Raw genomic sequence first — 16,815 nt, 5'->3', positions numbered from 1 at the left:
CGAGGATGGACGAAGTGTCCGGCAACCCGTGCCTGGACGAGGGAGAGAGCTCGCAGCGCCACGCCTCGCGATCATCGCCGGTTGACATGCGCGGCACATGCTCTCATGCTCCAAGCATGGGAGTGATGATCCAGATCCGCAACGTTCCGGAGGCGTTGCATCGCCGGCTCAAGGCGCGTGCCGCCTTGGCGGGCATGTCGCTGTCCGACTATCTGCTCGGCGAGATTCACCAGGTGGCAGAACAGCCGACGATCGACGAGTTGCGCGCGCGCTTGCACGGTCGTCCCGAAACGGCTCTTTCCGTGCCGCCGGCCGAAGCGCTTCGCACCGAGCGCGACCGCGCGTGATCGTCGTCGACGCCTCGGCCCTGCTCGAAGTCCTCCTGCGCACGCCAGCAGCTGAAGCCGTCGAACATCGGTTGTTTGCCCCCGGCGAGACGCTCCACGCACCGCATCTGCTCGATGTCGAAATCGCGCAGGTCATCCGGCGCTATGCCGCGCACGGCGATATCGACGACGAGCGTGGCCGCATGGCCCTCGCCGACCTGGCGGACGTCGCCTTGCGGCGATATCCGCACGATTTCCTCCTGCCGCGGATCTGGGAGCTGCGAAACAACATCACAGCCTATGACGCCACCTATGTCGCGCTCGCCGAGGCTCTCGACGCACCGCTCCTGACGCGCGACCAACGCCTGGCCGCAACCCCAGGCCATCGCGCGCGGATCGAACTGGCATAACGCCTCCGCTCTCCGCGGGACCACGCTCGAATAGTCGGAACCGCTGCGCGAAGGACTGCGCCGAATCCAGCGGTGCCCGTCCGGCTCTCCATCCCCGATGCCATGCCCGTATCCTGCCGGCGGGAGCCCGCCCCGCACGGCCGTCAGACCGACTTGACCTCGCCGCCGTCCATGCGCAGCGCCGATCCGGTCATCCAGCGGGCGCCCGGCGACACCAGGAAGGCCATCAGCTCGGCGATCTCCTCCGGCTCGCCGTAGCGGGCGATGCCGGCTTCCCTGGGAAAGCGGTCCGTCGCCTCCTCCACCGTCATGGCGTGCAGCGGCGCCCAGTGCTGGAGATAGGAGCGCCGCCGGCCGGTCATCACCGGGCCGGGCAGGACGCTGTTGACCTGCACGCCGTCGGTGATGCCGCGATCCGAGAACGCCTTCGCCAGGGCGACGATCGCCGCGTTGATGGTGCCGACGGCCGCATAAGGCGCCTTGGGGAACAGGGCGGAATTGCCGGACATCAGCACCACGGCCCCCTTCGAGGCCTTCAGCGCCGGCCAGGCGGCGATGGTGAGCCGCCGTGCGCCGTGCAGCTTCAGCGCCAGCCCCTCGTCCCATTGCGCGTCGGTCATCTCGAACAGGTCGATCTGCGGCACCGCGCCGGCGATGGCGAGGAGCGCGTCGATCCGGCCGAAGGCGGCCAGGGCCTGGTCGACCACGGCCTGCGCGGCCTCGGGCCGTGCCAGGTCGGCGTCGACGACCAGCGCCTGCGCGCCGGCGGCCTGCACCGCCTCCCTGGTCTCGTCGAGACTGGCCCGGTTCCGCGCGACCAGCACCAGCGCGGAAAAGTCGCGCGCCAGGCGGATCGCCGTGGCCCGGCCGATGCCCTGGCTCGCGCCCGTGACGACGGCAACGGATTTCGGCATGGAATCCTCCCTGAATCATGGGTTTCGATCGTCGAGCCCGGCCTCGCCGTGGCGGCGAGGCCGGCGTCGGGGGTGGGCTCAGCCGGGCAGGAACTCCCGGATCGCCGCCGCGATCTCGTCGGCGTGGGTCTCCAGCGCGAAATGGCCGGTGTCGAAGAAGCGCACCACCGCATTCGGAATGTCGCGCTTGAAGGCCTCTGCGCCCGGCGGCAGGAAGAACGGGTCGTTCCGCCCCCAGACCGCCAGGAAAGGCGGCTTGTGGGTGCGGAAATAGGCCTGGAAGGTCGGATAGAGCGCAATGTTGCTCTTGTAGTCGCCGAAGAGGTCGAGCTGCACCGCGTCGGCGCCCGGGCGGGCGAGATAGAAGCTGTCGAGGGCGTAGCCGTCCGGCGAGACCCGCGTCGGGTCGGGCACGCCGTGGGTGTATTGCCAGGCGGTCGCCTCGGGCTGGAGGAAGGCGCGCAGCGCCTCGCGGTTGGCCGGCGAGGCGTCCTGCCAATAGGCCCGGATCGGGTTCCACCCCTCGCTCAGGCCCTCCTCATACGCGTTGCCGTTCTGCGAGATGATGGCGGTGATCCGCTCGGGATGCCGGACGGCGAGCCGGAAGCCGGTCGGCGCGCCGTAGTCGAAGACGTAGACGGCGTAGCGATCGAAGCCGACGATCTCGGTGAAACGGTCGATCGTCTCGGCGATCCGGTCGAAGGTCAGGCCGCGGCCCGGCAGGTCGGACTTGCCGAAGCCCGGCAGGTCGGGCGCGACGATGTGGAAGCGGTCGGCCAGCAGCGGGATGAGGTCGCGGAACATATGGCCGGCGCTGGGAAAGCCGTGCAGCAGCAAGAGCTTCGGCGCGCCCGCCGATCCCGCCTCGCGATAGAAGATCTTGAAGCCGTCCACGTCGGCCGTGCGATAGGTGATGGCAGTCATTGTCTGGTCCTCCTTCGAGATTGTAACTTTCATGAATGCATATGACAGGTTACTGATATGAAGGTCCGGCCCGCCGGCGGCCCGACGCGCGGACGCCTGTCTCCGCCGACCGGAAGCGATCGAGCGACGATCAGGCCCGGGCGCCCGGAGCGTCGGAGGCGGCCTGCCTCACTGCTTCGAGGATGATGTCCACGACCGCACCGGGCGCGGTGACGAGCGGCGCGTGGTCGACCGGGAGCGTGCGCACCCGCGCCTGCATCCGTGCCGCCATGAAGCGCTGGGTCTCGGGCGCGATCATGCGGTCCTGCTCGGCCACCAGGAACCAGGACGGCCGGTCCCGCCAGAGCGGCCGATCCACCGCGACGGTGATGCAGGCCGGCGAGATCGGCCGCTGCACCGCCGCCAGCAGGGCCTGCTCCTCGGCCGAGGCGTCCTGCGCGAAGGCAGCAGCGAACGCCGCCTGGGGCAGCCAGATCAGCCCATGGCCGTCCGGCGCGAGCTTCGGCGCCTGGGGATGCGGCGGCGCGCGGGTGAACACGTCCAGCACCGTCTCGCCCTCGTCCGGCGCCAGCGCCGCCACATAGACCAGCGCCGTCACCTTGTCGCTGCGCGTCGCCGCAATCACTGCGCCGGCATAGGCATGGCCGACGAGGACAACCGGCCCCGCCACGCGTTCGAGGGTGCGGTCGAGCGCCGCCACGTCGTCGCGGAACGAGGTCAGCGGCAGCGGCGCCGCCACCACCGCCAGGCCTTCGGCCGCCAGCGGCCCGATGACTTTCGCCCAGCTCGATCCGTCGGCCCAGGCGCCGTGCACGAGCACCACAGTCGCATCGTCGGCAGACATCGCCGGTCTCCCCTCTGAATCGGACCCAAAGGAATCATAACCTGATAAATGACAACAAGAGGGTTACGATCGCTGATGTAACTTGTCAATAGGCCTCGGAGAGGTTATGCGTGTCGAACGGTCACGGACGGGTGCCGCGGTGGATGCCGTCGGGCCCATGGTTCGGAGTTGGCGATGGTCCACGCCCCTGCGATTTTCATCGGCGATGCGCCCGGCCTGGATTTCCTGAATTCGATCGCAACGCCGGTCGACACGCCGGTCGACTGGATCGACGACGGCGAGGGGCTCCTGCGCTGGCTGGAGCAGGCGCGGCTCGTGCCGGCCGAGGCGCTGGAGAGCGTCGCGGCGCACGCGCTGCCGGGCGAGCTCGACACGGTCGCCGACCAGGCCAGGAGCCTGCGCGAATGGTTCCGGGGCTTCGTGCGCCGGCACAAGGGCCGCCCGCTCGCCGCCGACGCGCTCGCCGAGCTCACGCCGCTGAACCGCCTGCTGGAGCGCGAGGACGCGTTCAGCCGGATCATCCCTCGAACCGGAGACGGCAGCGGGCCGTTCCAGCGCCGGACGATCCGCCGCTGGCGCACGCCGGAGGCGCTGCTGCTGCCGATCGGCGAGGCGCTGGCGGATTTCGTCTGCACCGAGGACTTCGCCGACGTGAAGGCCTGCGAGGGGCCGGCCTGCACGCTGCTCTTCGCCGATCACACCCGCGGCCGCGCACGGCGCTGGTGCAGCATGGCCCTGTGCGGCAACCGGGCGAAGCAGGCCGCCCACCGCCATCGCCTCAAGGCGCAGCGGCAATAGGAGCCCACCGGCCTATGGCCGGTTCCATGTCACCCCGGCACGCCGGCCTCCTGGCTCTCGCGCAGCGCCAGCAGCCAGATCGCCGCATCGGCGAAGGCGGCGGCATCGGCCGTGCCGGCGAGCCAGCGGCGCAGGCGTGGGGCCAGCATGCGGTAACCCTCGGCCTCCAGCCGCGCCGCCAGCCCCTCCGCGAGCCTCTGCATCGGGCCGCCCTGGGCACGGCTGCCGGCATGGAGGGCGCCGCTCAGCAGCCGCTCGACCTCGTCCAGGAGCGCAGGCGCCGCCCCGGCGGCGGAGATGACCTCGCCCGCCGCCGGATCCACGGCATCGAGATCGGGCACGACGAAGCGGTCGGCGGCAAGCGACCAGGGCTCGCACACCAGGGCGCCATGGTCCAGCCGGACCGGCCCGGCCACCTGGCGCAGCGGACCGGACCGGCCCTCGAACGCGGCAGTCAGCACCGCGATCGCGCCCTTGGCGGCGGCGTCGAAGGCGCGTTCCAGATGGAGCACCCCGCCGTCATCCTTCAGGCGGACCGCGGCGTGCCAGAGCTGGCTTCCCGCGGCCCAGGCGTGGCCCAGGACCTCCTCGACATCGAAGACGTGCACCTCGTCGATCCGCCGCCGCGGCCGCAGCAGCGACAGCGGCCGTTGCGCCAGCGCCGCCGCGACCTCCCCCACGCTGCGTGCCGTCAGCGGCGCCGGGAAGGCGAAGACGCCGTCGCGCGGCATCACCTGCGTGCGGCCGCCGGCGCCGCTGCCGAAGGCGAGCAGCCCGTCGGCGCGCCGCCGCGCCACGCTGGTCAGGACCTGCCCCCGCCCCAGGCCGAGCAGCGGCAGCCCGCTCGCCATCTGCCGGCGCGGCAAGGACGCGGCGAACCGCTCCGTCTCGCCGGGCGACGGCGAGAACAGCTTCTCGACCATCATGATGGCGGCGGTGTCGCTGTCGGCCAGGAGCACGGAGGCACGGACGTCCGCGCCCTCCTGGCGCAGCCGGGCGCCGAGCGAGACGAGGCGCGACTTGGTCATCTCGGTTTCGAAGGGCTCGCCGAGGCCGAGCGTGGCGGCCCGGTCGGCAGCCCGCATGCGGGCGCAGAGCTCCGCCGCGAGGCGGAGCACGACGGCCTCGTCGTGGCGTGCGCTGCGTGCCTCGTAGGCCTCGATCTGCTCGGCCAGCGCGTCGATGGTCAGCAGCGCCTGCGCCGCCCCGAGCGCCCGGGCCTCGTCCCGCGCCTGCGCGATCGCCTGGCCGTGGGCGGCCGTGCCGGCGGTCACGCCGAGGGTCAGCAGCCCCTCCGCCACGTGCTCGCACGCAAGCCGCAGCCCATCCGTGTCGTCGCCCGGCGCCGCCTCGCCAATCACCGCCTCGTCCGCGCCGTTCGCGGCCCGGAAGGCGCGGATCGCCAGCGCCACATGCACGCAGCCCCGGGTCTCGGCGCAATCGCACCGCGCATAGGACACGTCGTCCGGAACCAGAAACCGCACGGTCGCCATCGGCAGGCGCGCGCCGGGCGTCCGGCCATGATCCAGCCTCACCGTATGGCGGGCGGCGAGCAGCCGGGCGAGCTCGGCCCGCGCCGCCGGGCGCAGCTGCGCCTCGACGGTCTCGAGGTCGAGCGAGGCCGGAGTCCAGGCCTCGGCGGCGGCCGGCGCGTCGTCGCGCGTCGATGCGCCCCCCTCGCGATAGGCCATGGCCAGCATGACCCGGTGCCGGCAGACGCCGGAGGACGGGCAGGTGCAGCGCGCATCCGCCAGCGCTTGCCCCGGCATGAGGCGCGTCTGCGTGCCGTCGGCGAAGCGCGCGGCGATGGTGCCGTCCGCCAGCTCCTCCACAGCCGGGCCCGCGCCGGCCGCGAGCTCGCGCTGCGCCCGCTTGACCAGCCCGGCATTGGCAAGCTGGACGAGGCCGTCATCGGTGAGGGCGAGGAGGTCGGCCCTGGCCATCCCGCCTACCGCCCGATCTTCTCGGCCAGCCAGCCGGCGAGCTCGCCCGGCGTCATCGCGCCGACCTCGGCTCCCGCCGCCACCAGCCTGGCGGCCATGGCGCGGTCGTAGCTCGGCCGGGCCTCGGAATCGAGCGCCGCCAGCCCCAGCACCCGGGTGCGCTGGCCGGTGAGCCCCGCCACCCGCTGCACCAGCATCGCCTCGCTGGCGCCCTCGAAGAAATCGGAGATGATCACCACGATCGCCTGCTCCGGCTGGTCGATCAGGCCGGCGGCATAGGCGACGGCCTGCTGGATGTCGGTGCCGCCGCCGAGCTGCACCTTCATCAGGAGCTCGCAGGGGTCCTCGACGTCGCGCGTCAGGTCGACCACCGCCGTGTCGAAGGCGACGAGATGGGTGCGGATGCCCGGCAGGCCCCAGAGGCAGGCGGCCGTGACTGCCGAATGGATGACGGAGTCGAGCATGGACCCGCTCTGGTCGACCAGCAGGATGACCTGCCAGCGCTTCAGGTGCCGCTGGTTGCGGGCGAAGAAATGCAGCCGCTCCACCGTGAGCCGCCGGCGATCGGGATCATAGTGCTTCAGGTTGTCCCTGAGCACCCGGCGGACGTCGAGATTGCGCGCGGTCCTGAGGCGACTGTGCCGGCGGCGGTCGACCACGCCGGAGAAGGCGACGGCGAGCTCGCGGCTGAGCTGGTCCATCAGCTTGCGCACCACCGCCTGCACCAGCTTGCGCGCCATCACCAGCACGTCGGGCGCCATCAGGTGCTTGGTGCGCAGCACCGCCTTGAGCAGCGTCTCGTTCGGCTCGGCCCGCGCCAGCACCTCCGGATTGGTCACCACGTCCTCGATGGCGTAGCGCTCGATGGCGTCGCGTTCGAGCCGCTCGATCGTCTCCTTCGGGAACAGCCGGTGGATGTCGTTGATCCATTGCGGCGTCGTCAGGCTGGAGGCGCCGCGCCCGCCCTGCCGGCTGATGTTGCGCGCCCCGTCCTCGTCGTCGCGGCCGTAGAGCCAGTCCAGGGCCGCGTCCATCGCCAGCGCCCCGCCCGACAGCGTGCAGCCGCCCGAGCGGCAGGCGCCGTCGGCGGCCTCGCCCAGGATGAGGCGCCAGCGGGTGAGGTCGTCGAGAGGAAGAGGCGCCGTCATGGGACCGCGGCCTCGGCCAGCAGGCTGAGGCCCCGCAGCATCTCGCTGGCACTGATCGCATCGAGCTCGCCGAAGGTCCGGTCCGCGCTGGAGGCCCGCTGATAGGGGCCGTGCAGGGAGAGCACCTTCAGCGTCTGCAGCTTGTCCTCGAATTCGGCGCCGCCGGTGACGAGGCCCTGCTCGAACGTCAGCATCGCCGTCTTGACCGTTCCGTCCCGCAGCTTCACCGGCCGCTCCAGCCACCAGATGCCGCCGCCGTCCTGCGGCGCGCCGAGCTCCCAGCCACGGCTGGCCATGCCGCGCAGGCGCGGCGACTCGATCTTGATGCCGTCGAAGCGGTGGATTTCGGAGGCTGCCTTCTCCGGCGGCTCCAGCGCATAGGTCTCGCGGCCGAGCTGCGGGAAGGGCTGGGAGATCTCGTAATCGCCGAACAGCGCGCCCCAGGCATCGAGCCCGCCGGGCGGAAGCTGCAAGGGATGCACGAGGCCGACCAGCCCGGCGGCGTCCTCGGAAACGTCGAGGTCGAGCGCGTCGTCCTTCGCGTCGGTGACCGAGAGGTCGTCGGCGACGCGGAAGATCGCCGACGGGCCCGCGGCCGGGTCGTCATTGTCGTAGCGCCCCCAGACCAGGCGCTGCGTCAGGTGCCGGATCAGGGGATGGGCGGCGAAGAAGGTCCAGAACACCGCCGGCCGCACGCGGCGCGAGGTCGACAGCATGGTCTCGAGCCGCGAGATCTGCAGGCTGGCGGCGGCGCGCGCATCCTTCTTCAGGGCACTCCAGCGCTTGACGGCCTCCTCGGCCAGCTCGGGATCGTCGGACTTGTTGGGCTTGGGCAGGTCCTTCAGCCGCTGGCCCGTCGCGTCCTTGACCCAGGGCTTCAGGAACTCGTCGAAGCCGGCGCGGAAGCGGCGCTCGCCGAAGACGATGTCGAGGCCGCCGCGCTCGTCGAGGTCGAGGTCGGGCGCCAACCGGTCGGACAGTTCCTCCGGCGTCAGGTCGCGTGCCTCGGCCAGGGCGGCGATCTTCTCGCGCGCCTTATCCTGGAGGCCCTTGAACTTCAGCTTCTCGGCGATGCCGTTGAGATTCATCAGGGCGACGTCGCTGCCGATGTCGACCAGCACGTCGAGGCCGGTGACCGCGCGGGCATGGGCGGCCTCTCCCGGCCATTTGCGGATGAGCCGCGTCAGCTGGCGGGCGCATTCGTCGTCGCCGAGCCAGCCCACCGCCCGCATGGCCCAGCCGTCCTTGGACGGGGCGCCCTCGGCCAGCCAGGCGGAGAACAGGTCCCAGGCGAAGGCGGCGAGGCTCTCGCGGGTGCAGGCCTGCCTGATCATGTCTATACCGGCATAGACCGCTTCCGGCGTGCTGAAGGACAGCATCTCGGCCAGGGCCTCGACCGCCTCGTCGGGCAGCGCGCCGCCCTCCTTCAGCACCGGCCGGGCGAGAGCGCCCGGCTCGAACCAGGCCGGCAGCTTGCCGATGCGCGCGGGATGGCGGCTGAGCGGATCGCGATCGAGCACCTCGATCACGGCCTCCGCCGCCCGCGGCGCGCGCGCGGCATAGGTGGCCGCGACCGCCTCGATCCCGGCGCGCGCGCCTTCGGTGTCGGCTGCGAGCCAGCGCAGGGCGGTCTCGGCCGCCTCCCGCGCCGCCCCAGGCTTGCCGACGGCATCGGGAATGAGCCGGGTGATCGCCGTGGTCGGATGGCGGCGCAGCCAGGCGATGGCCGGCGGGCGTGCCTTCTTCAGCTTGAGCAGCGCCCGGGCCGCGTGCGGCGCGATCTCGCCGGCGTCGACGCCGACAGCAGCGGTCAGGACCTTGATCGGATCGGTTTCGAGCTGCTTGAGGAGGCCGGGCAAGGCCCGCTCGCCGAAGCGCGCCATCATCGGCGGGAAGATGCTCTGCCAATGATGGCTGCCGATCATCGGCCCGGCGCAGCCCCAGAGCATCAGCGCCAGGGCGTCGGGCTGCTCGTCCGCGCCGGCGATCAGGCCATCCCAGCCCGCGGAGTGCAGCGCCCAGGTTCGGGCGCGATCGATCTCCACCAGCCGCCGGCCCAGCCAGGCCAGCACGGCGGCCTCGTCGTCGCCCGCCTTCGGCAGGGACGTCGCGGGCGGCACCTCGTACCACCTCGGCATGGGCTTGGCCTCGGTCTCGGCGATGTAGCGCACCAACTCGTCCGTCGTCTTGAGAACGCGAATCCTCGCCTTGTGCCAGTAGCTCTTCTCGACGGGCTCGGAGCCCGGACCATAGCGGAACGGCGTCGCGATCGGGGCGAGATCGAGCACGATGTCGTCCTTGGCCTTGGCCTTCCTGCGCCAGGGCGGATCGCGCAGCACCGCGGGGACGGCCTCGGCTGCGGCCATGCCGACATTGCGGGTGTCCAGCACCCGCTCGAGATAGTTTGCCGCCTTCGGATCCCCGCCGGCCCAGTGCCGCAACGTCTCCGGTGAATGATGCTTTGCCGCCTCCATGATGCGCGAGCGGATCGCCGGCTCGGCGCGGCCCGAGGCCATGACCGAAAGGCACTGGCGGAAGGTCCGGGCCGGGGCCGCCTCCATGGCGCCGTCCAGCGCCGCGCGGATCCACTTCTCGTGCAGATGCGGCACGAGCAGCGCCAGCGCCCCGGCTTCGTCGGTCGCCAGCACCACGCGGGCGATGCCGGTGCGATCCTCCTCCGTGGCATAGTGGAGCAGCCAATCCAGCGCCGGCAGGGCGGATTGGCCGTGCTGCCGCGCCGCCGCGAGCGCCGTCGCCGCGACCTGCGCCGCGCTGATGTCGCAATAGGAGAAATAGAAGAAATAGGTCTTCTTCACCCGCCAGCGCGCCGCATCCGCGGGCGGTGCCTCGGCGATCAGCGGCACCATCGCGAGCGTGTTGCCGACGTCGAGGCCCGACGCGGCCGCGGCCTCGAGCACCGCGAGCGCCTGCAGGGCATGCGCCGCCGGGCGATCGTCGGCGAGGATGAAGGCGAGATGCGCCTGCGCCTCCCAGTCCGCGCCGCCCTTGCAGGCTTCGAGGGCAAAGGCGACCGCCGCGTCATAGTCGGCGTCCGGCGCCTTCACCAGGGCGTCGCGGAAGGCGAGATCGACCCGCGAGCTCCAGGACGAGGTCTCGTAGTGGCGATTGGCCGGCGGAACCAGGGCCCGCAGGCGCTGCGCCGCATCGACGGCCGTCGCGGCCCCGGCGGTCTCGACCAGCCATCGGGCAAAGGCGGCGAGACCGTTGGACTGCGCCGCCTCTTCCGCGCCGCGCTGCCAGCGATTGGTGGGGAACAGGGCGGAGGAGACGCGGATGATGGCCCGGACCCAATCGACGGCCTGGGCCGCGTCGATGCCCTGCGGCGCCGCCCGCCCGCCGAACGTCGCCTTGAGCCAGCCGACCGCGCCGCCGGCCGTCTTCGGGCCGTCCTCGCCCATGTGCTCCTCGATCCAGCGCACCGCATCCGCCTCCTTCTCGGCTGCCTTCGGCAGCATCGGCAGGAGCAGGCTGCGCAAGGCCGTCCATGCGAGGGCGCCGTCAAGCCCGCCTCCGGGCCGCGACCGGGTGGGAAGAGCGCGCGCCAGCACGGTCTCCAGCTCGTCGGAGGCCGCCGGCATCGGCGCGGCCGGCTCGGCCGCCGCAGCCGCCGGCTCTTCCTTCACCGCCGGCGCTGGCGCCGGATCCGCGGCCGGCTTGGCCGCGGTGGCGGGAGCCGAGGCCTTCGGCGCCGGCGGGGCGGAACCGGCCGCCACATAGCCCTTGCCGGTCTTTTCCTTGACGAGCTTGTCCTTCTCCTTCGTCGCAGCGTCGGCGCTGTCGAAGTCCTTCTCCTTGGCCTGGCCCTGCGTGCCGATCCGCCCGAAGCGCACGGTCAGCGTCCGGCCGTCGACGGCGACCTCCCAGAACTTCGACGATGTGCCCTCGATCAGCTCGTAGCGTTCCATCCGTCTTCCTCCTCGTTCGTCGTCAGGCGAGACCGGCCCGAGCCAGGCGCTCGGCCACGGCCGCCTCCAGCGCCATGGCCGCGGCCTGGTCGGTGACGCGGATGCCTTGGCGCATCCAGGCGAGCGCCTCGACCTCGGCGGCGGCTTCGCCGAAGCCGTGGGCGTGCAGGACCGCGCGGGCGAGCCGCTCGCGCTCGCGCGGCGGGAACCAGGCGAAGGCCTGGCGCATGGCCGGCAAGGCGGTCAGGAACTCGTCCCCGGCCCAGTCCGACACCAGCCGCGACACCGCTGCCATGACCGATTGCTCGGCGGCGATCTCCTCGCGCGCCAGAGCGAACAGCCCGGACAGGAAATCACCGAGCCGGTCGGCACGGCTGTAACCGCGGATACGCTGTGGCGCGCCAGCGACGTCGCTCTCGCCGCAGGCGATGAGGCAGCCGAGCGCCGCCCCCGCCACGGCGGCGGCCGCATCGGGATTGGCGAGGCAGCGGCCGAGCGCCGCCAGAAGGGCGGCGCGATCGACCGGCAGGTCCGGGCAGTCGCGCAGGATGTCGCGGCAGGCGAGCACCGCCTCGACGGCGCGCAGCCCCTCCGCCTCGTCCTCGATGGCTTCGATCAGCCACAGCACGCGGGCGAAGACGCCGACGCCGAGCCGCCCCAGCCCCTGATGCGCCGCGGCGCCGAACATGCCGGCGAAGCGATAGAGCCTGACCACGCCGAGCCCGGCCTTGCCGATGGCGGCGATGTCGTGCGAGCCGGCGATGCCGGCCTCGAGCTGGCGTGTCAGGGCGTCGTCGAGGCCGAGCAGGCCGGCGAACAGGGCATCGGACAGGCAGGCGGCGACGGCGGCAAGATCGCCCTGCGCCCGGGCCGCCCGCTCGACCAGCAGCGCGGCGGCGGCCATCGGCAGCGTCCCGCCCCAGCGGGAGGCCTCGATCAGCGCGCCCTGCGCGTCGCGATGCGCGAAGATCCGGAACGCCTCGACCGGCAGGCGCGCCTCGGCGGCCGACGGCCCCTCCAGCCGCTCCAGCCCGGGCAGCCCGAGGATGTGCAGCGCGTGCAGGACATGGGCGCGCTCGCGGTCGAACGGCTGGCCCCAGTCGAGCTCGACCCGGCGCCAGGTCGGGCCGGGCGCCAGCTCCGCCGCGGCGAGGCGCTCCGCCACGTCGGCGACCAGCGGCGGCTGCCGCGTCCCCGCCGCCAGCTGCCCGTGACGCGTGCCGGTCATGGCGCGCAGCATGGCGACGAGCGCGGGATGCGTGCCGGCAGCCACGGCACCCGCCTGGGTCCAGGCCGCCGGCCGCTCCAGCCCGTCCTTGACCAGCGTCGCCAGCGCGGCGTCCAGGAGGTCGGCCCGCAGCAGGGCGCGGTGGCCGCGCGCCAGGGCAAGCGCTTCGGCATGGGTGCGCCAGGCGATCCGGTCCGCGGTCGAGACCACCTGGCCGGCCGCCCGCAGCGCCGCGGCGACCGCCTGCTCGGCCCAGTCGGCGGCCGGGCCGAGCCCGCGCTCCAGCACCGCCTCGTAATAGGCCGGGGACGGCATGCCCGAGGCATAGCCGGTGAAGCGGTCGAGGCGCTGATAGTCATAGGGCACGAGATAGCTGCCGGCCCTCTCCTCCCCCGCCGGCTCCGGCACCGGCGGCCGTTCGCCGTCGGCGTCGCTGATGTACCGGCGGATCGCCTCGGCGTGCCAGCCGCCGCAGACCAGCACGACACGTCCGCGACCGGCCTCGCGCAGCGCCCAGGCGGCATGGGCCGCCATGAAGCGTTCCCGCGCCTCTTCCGCCGGGTCCTCCGCCCCGTCCGGCCGCAGCAGGTCGAAATAGCGCTCCAGCCGGGCGCCGAGCTCCTCGGGCGCCGCCTGCTCGGCCAGCGCATCCCAGACGGCGTCGCGGCCATCCTCGCCCAGCGCCTGGCCGAGGGAGGCTTCGGCCGCGGCGGCGCGCCGGCCATGCAGGTCGGCATAGCGGTTGGTCCGGTCGCCGAAATCGGGGTGCCAGGCCGGCAGGTCGCAGAACAGCGGCTCGGCCCCGACCCGCCAGGCCGATTGCAGGGCCTGCCATTCCGGCGACGTGGCACAGAACGGCGAATAGGATGCCTGCCGGCGCTCCGCCGTCGCATGGAAGCTGAAGATCGCGACCGGCAGCGCATGCGCCAGCCGGAGGTCGCCGAGATGAGGGTTGAAGTCCGCCGGGCCCTCGATCAGCACGAAGGCCGGGCGCAGCCGGCCGATCGCCTCGCCCACCATGCGGGCGCAGGCGGGCGAATGATGCCGCACCCCCAGCACGGTGAGCCGGTCGGCTTGCGCGTGCGCCGCGCCGGCGTCACGGCGTGAGAAGATGCCGAGCCCCATAAAAGGCCTTCCATGCTTCGCCCGACCGCTTCGAGGCCTTCTGCTCGAGATAACGCCGGAGCTTGATCAGGTCCTCGGCGCTGTCCTTGGCGGCCGTGCCCGCCAGGCATTCGACGATGTCCTCCGGCCGGCCGGCGTCGCCGCGCAGGAAATGGCCGCGCACGCCGACCGCATGGGCGACGCTGACGGCCTCGGCCGTGCTCATCACCGAGCTCAGCCGCTCCATGCCGGCGCCCTCGTCGGTGACGCCCTCGCGCAGCTCGCGGAAGCAGGTGACCAGCACCGCCAGCACGTCGTCGTCCGGCACGCGCGGCACGCCGGAGCGGGCCAGCAGCCGCGCCGCCTCGCGCTTCACCAGCGCCAGCTCCTCGTCGGCGTCGCGAATCGGGAACACGGTCTCGAAATTGAAGCGCCGCTTCAGGGCGGCCGACATGTCGTTGACGCCGCGGTCGCGGGTGTTGGCCGTGGCGATGAGGTTGAAGCCCTCCCGGGCGAACACCATGCCGTCCTCGCCCGCCAGCTCCGGCACCGCCATGACGCGGTCGGAGAGGATGGAGAGGAGGCTGTCCTGCACTTCGAGCGGGCAGCGCGTGATCTCCTCGAAGCGGACGATGCGCCCGCTCGCCATGCCCTGGTGCAGCGGCGCGGGCACCAGCGCGCGACGCGTCGGCCCCTCGCTGACCAGCAGCGCATAGTTCCAGCCATATTTGATCTGGTCCTCGGTGAGCGAGGCGCCGCCCTGGATGGTCAGGGTGGAATCGCCGCTGATCGCCGCGGCGAGCAGCTCGGACAGGAGGCTCTTGGCCGTGCCGGGCTCGCCGATCAGCAGCAGCGCGCGGGAGGTGGCGAGGGTCACCATGGCCCGCTCGACCAGGGCCGGCGCGCAGACCAGCTTCGGCGCGCCGCCGTGCCCGCCCAGGATGAAGGATTTCACCGCCTGCAGCGACAGGGTCCAGCCCGGCGGGCGCGGGCCCTTGTCCGACCGGCGCAGTGCCGCCAGCTCCTCCGCATGGGCGATCTCCGCGGGCGGGCGCTGCATGGCGGCGATCTGAGCCGGTTGGACCATCGTGGGCGGGGCTCCGGTTTCGGGCAGGGCTTCAGCGAGAGAATCGAGCGTCCATCGATAATCGACAATGGATTCGGAAATAAGAAGGCCGCGCGTCGAGCGGCAGCGGGGCGGGGCCGGCGCGCGCGCTGCCGGCCGCTGCTCGGGCGCCACGCTGACGTCGCAACCCGGCGATGCCGATACCGGCCGGAAGGATCTTCGCGTCTCACGCGCTTTTTTCGCGCGCATCGAAGCCCGCCGCGCCCTATCCTCGCGGGAGCAAGTCGGGGAAGTCGAGATGTCTGAAGGGAAGAACCGTGTCGCGCTGGTCACCGGCGGCTCGCGCGGCATCGGCAAGGCGATCGCTCTGGCGCTCCCCAGGGCGTGCGCCGCGGTCGCGGTGAACTATCGCGAGCGCGGCGAGGACGCGGCCGAGGTCGTCGCGGCCCTCAACCGCAGCGGCGCCCGCGCCGTCGCCGTTGCCGCCGACGTCTCTGATGCCGGCGCGGTGCAGCGCATGGTCGACGAGGTGGAAGAGCGGCTCGGCCCCATCGACATCCTCGTCAACAATGCCGGCATGGCGGCGCCGCGCGGCCTCGACGACATCACCGAGGCGGATTTCGACCAGGCCATCGCCGTCAACCTGAAATCCGCCTTCCTGTGCACCCAGGCCGTGCTGCCGGGCATGCGGGCGCGGGGCTGGGGCCGGATCGTCAACATCTCCTCGATCGGCGCCCGTATCGGCGCCGGCTCGGTCAGCATCGCCTACGGCACCGCCAAGGCCGGGCTCGAAGGCCTGACCCGCGCTTATGCCCTGCGCCTGGCGCCGGAGGGCGTGACGGTCAACGCCGTGGCGCCCGGCCTGATCGACACGGAGATGGGCCAGCCGCTCATCGCAGCCGGCGCCGCCGCCCGCATCCCGGTCGGCCGCGTCGGCACCGCCGAGGAGATCGCGCAGGCCGTCCTGCTGCTGGTCGGCGACGGCTACATCACCGGGCAGACCATCGGGGTGAACGGCGGCTCGCTGTTCTCGTGAGCGGGCGTGCGGAACCGGCGTCCGTGAGGCCGGCGCCGGCCGGCGAGATCAGGTGAACTTGAAGTCGCTCTGCGACAGGCTGGCGAGGGTGACGTTCTTCAGGGTGATGGTGTCGTTGGCGTCCGCCGTGATGATGACGTCGCTGCCGACTAGGCCGAGGCGGCGAGGAGGTGGGCCCAGTCGGCGAACACCGTGTGGTCGACATTGATGGTGTCGTGGGTCGAGCCGGTGGCGATGAAGCCGCCGATCGAGTCGTGCCCGAAGGAAGGCTGGAACACGAAGATGAGCTTGAGAAGATTTCTTACAGTCACTGAACTTGGCATTGCCTTCGAAATCTATCGAACGTCAAAGTATGTCGCATTGCCGGCATCCAAATGACGCATCATCATTCTCGCGTAAGATTAATATTTTTGCTTCACCTCTTTCATTAGTCTATTATTTTTGCCGCCAGAAGCAATTTTTTGTCTGGTATCATGACATAAAGAAATTCATTATGTGCTCTAAACGAAACAAAGGCACCCATATAATTATCCTTAAACAGCAGGTCACCTTCAAATATTCTAGCCTTATTCAAACAATCCGACAGTTCACCAACCAAGTGGCCCCTTCGACTAGTTTCTCTGAATGTCCCGGCATCGAGGGGAGATCGATACCAATATTCGCCATACTCCAACTCTCTTGGCGGAAAATCTCCGCGATACGTCGGTGTGGGAACTATCGGTGTCGTTGCACCGACGCTATCGAGAGCACTACGAAGACCATCCTGCAATAGAATCTCAGCGAAAACTTCATCTAGTTTATAAATATCAACCAGACAATAGGAATAGTAAAGCTTATGGGGATGCGACGCCACTTTGATGGAATCCGGAACAGGAATATTCTCGATCGGCCTATCGCAAGCATAGACAAGAGATACAATTAATATTGTGCACAGAATTATTCTCAGAAAAATCCTATCGAACGCAACATATATCCCTGCAATCCATTTCATATTTGATGAAGGCGAGTTGGGTTTACAAACGCCGGCATGAGGCTATTCGGACTGTCGAGCCGCTTCCCCGATCCATCAAGGCCTTGCTCCCGGCCGCCAAAGCCATTCCGCTTGTCGAGACCAACTTTTGCGTCAATCTGGGAATTACAAACTGCGG

14 protein-coding genes are annotated in these 16,815 nt (G+C 70.9%); 4 read left to right on the top strand and 10 right to left on the bottom strand.

Annotated elements, in window-relative coordinates; all coding sequences use genetic code 11:
- Positions 1–125 precede the first annotated feature (125 nt).
- On the top strand, positions 126–347 hold the full coding sequence (locus QO011_RS07745) for a FitA-like ribbon-helix-helix domain-containing protein (protein WP_307269915.1): 222 nt from the start codon (positions 126–128) through the stop codon (positions 345–347).
- A complete protein-coding gene (locus QO011_RS07740; protein ID WP_307269911.1) occupies positions 344–736 on the top strand; it encodes a type II toxin-antitoxin system VapC family toxin in 393 nt (130 codons plus the stop codon). The genes QO011_RS07745 and QO011_RS07740 overlap by 4 nt, the downstream gene beginning before the upstream one ends.
- A gap of 143 nt (positions 737–879) precedes the next feature.
- Here QO011_RS07740 and QO011_RS07735 read toward each other — a convergent pair whose 3' ends face one another.
- From QO011_RS07735 to QO011_RS07725, 3 genes are all read right to left on the bottom strand, one after another.
- Positions 880–1,650 (bottom strand): SDR family oxidoreductase, encoded by a 771-nt coding sequence (locus tag QO011_RS07735; RefSeq protein ID WP_307269910.1) that lies wholly within the window; start codon positions 1,648–1,650, stop codon positions 880–882.
- Between the two features lie 78 nt (positions 1,651–1,728).
- Positions 1,729–2,574, bottom strand: coding sequence for an alpha/beta fold hydrolase (locus QO011_RS07730; RefSeq protein WP_307269908.1), 846 nt, complete (start codon positions 2,572–2,574; stop codon positions 1,729–1,731).
- Between the two features lie 130 nt (positions 2,575–2,704).
- Entirely contained in the window at positions 2,705–3,418 is a 714-nt protein-coding gene (locus QO011_RS07725; RefSeq protein WP_307269905.1) for an alpha/beta fold hydrolase, read from the bottom strand.
- Positions 3,419–3,592: 174 nt separating this feature from the next.
- Between QO011_RS07725 and QO011_RS07720 the strand changes: the two genes are divergently transcribed.
- Entirely contained in the window at positions 3,593–4,216 is a 624-nt protein-coding gene (locus QO011_RS07720; RefSeq protein WP_307269902.1) for a CGNR zinc finger domain-containing protein, read from the top strand.
- Positions 4,217–4,245: 29 nt separating this feature from the next.
- Here the strand turns inward: QO011_RS07720 and QO011_RS07715 are convergent, their stop codons facing one another.
- The 5 genes from QO011_RS07715 to QO011_RS07695 are packed head-to-tail and all read right to left on the bottom strand — an operon-like array spanning position 4,246 to position 14,652.
- Positions 4,246–6,159, bottom strand: a complete 1,914-nt coding sequence (locus QO011_RS07715; protein ID WP_307269900.1) for a YehQ family protein — start codon at positions 6,157–6,159, stop codon at positions 4,246–4,248.
- A gap of 5 nt (positions 6,160–6,164) precedes the next feature.
- Positions 6,165–7,307 carry a VWA domain-containing protein gene (locus QO011_RS07710; RefSeq protein WP_307269898.1) on the bottom strand — a complete coding sequence of 381 codons (1,143 nt, stop codon included), beginning with the start codon at positions 7,305–7,307 and terminating at the stop codon, positions 6,165–6,167.
- Entirely contained in the window at positions 7,304–11,233 is a 3,930-nt protein-coding gene (locus QO011_RS07705; protein WP_307269896.1) for a DUF4132 domain-containing protein, read from the bottom strand. Before QO011_RS07705 ends, QO011_RS07710 begins: the two co-directional genes overlap by 4 nt.
- Before the next feature lie 22 nt (positions 11,234–11,255).
- Positions 11,256–13,586: a DUF5682 family protein gene (locus QO011_RS07700; protein WP_307269893.1), complete on the bottom strand. Its 2,331-nt coding sequence runs from the start codon at positions 13,584–13,586 to the stop codon at positions 11,256–11,258.
- Positions 13,558–14,652: an ATP-binding protein gene (locus tag QO011_RS07695; protein WP_307269891.1), complete on the bottom strand. Its 1,095-nt coding sequence runs from the start codon at positions 14,650–14,652 to the stop codon at positions 13,558–13,560. Before QO011_RS07695 ends, QO011_RS07700 begins: the two co-directional genes overlap by 29 nt.
- Positions 14,653–14,929: 277 nt before the next feature.
- On the opposite strand from QO011_RS07695, the gene QO011_RS07690 reads away from it, so the two are divergent.
- A complete protein-coding gene (locus QO011_RS07690; protein WP_307269888.1) occupies positions 14,930–15,667 on the top strand; it encodes an SDR family NAD(P)-dependent oxidoreductase in 738 nt (245 codons plus the stop codon).
- Between the two features lie 149 nt (positions 15,668–15,816).
- Here QO011_RS07690 and QO011_RS07685 read toward each other — a convergent pair whose 3' ends face one another.
- Both QO011_RS07685 and QO011_RS07680 read right to left on the bottom strand, forming a co-directional pair.
- Entirely contained in the window at positions 15,817–15,990 is a 174-nt protein-coding gene (locus QO011_RS07685; RefSeq protein WP_307269886.1) for a hypothetical protein, read from the bottom strand.
- A gap of 104 nt (positions 15,991–16,094) precedes the next feature.
- The gene (locus QO011_RS07680; RefSeq protein WP_307269884.1) at positions 16,095–16,520 is read right to left on the bottom strand and encodes a hypothetical protein; all 426 of its coding nucleotides are present in this window, start codon (positions 16,518–16,520) and stop codon (positions 16,095–16,097) included.
- Positions 16,521–16,815: the final 295 nt, after the last annotated feature.

The sequence above is a fragment of the Labrys wisconsinensis genome (assembly GCF_030814995.1).
GTDB lineage: Bacteria > Pseudomonadota > Alphaproteobacteria > Rhizobiales > Labraceae > Labrys > Labrys wisconsinensis.
This window is presented reverse-complemented; position numbering and strand designations above follow the sequence as displayed.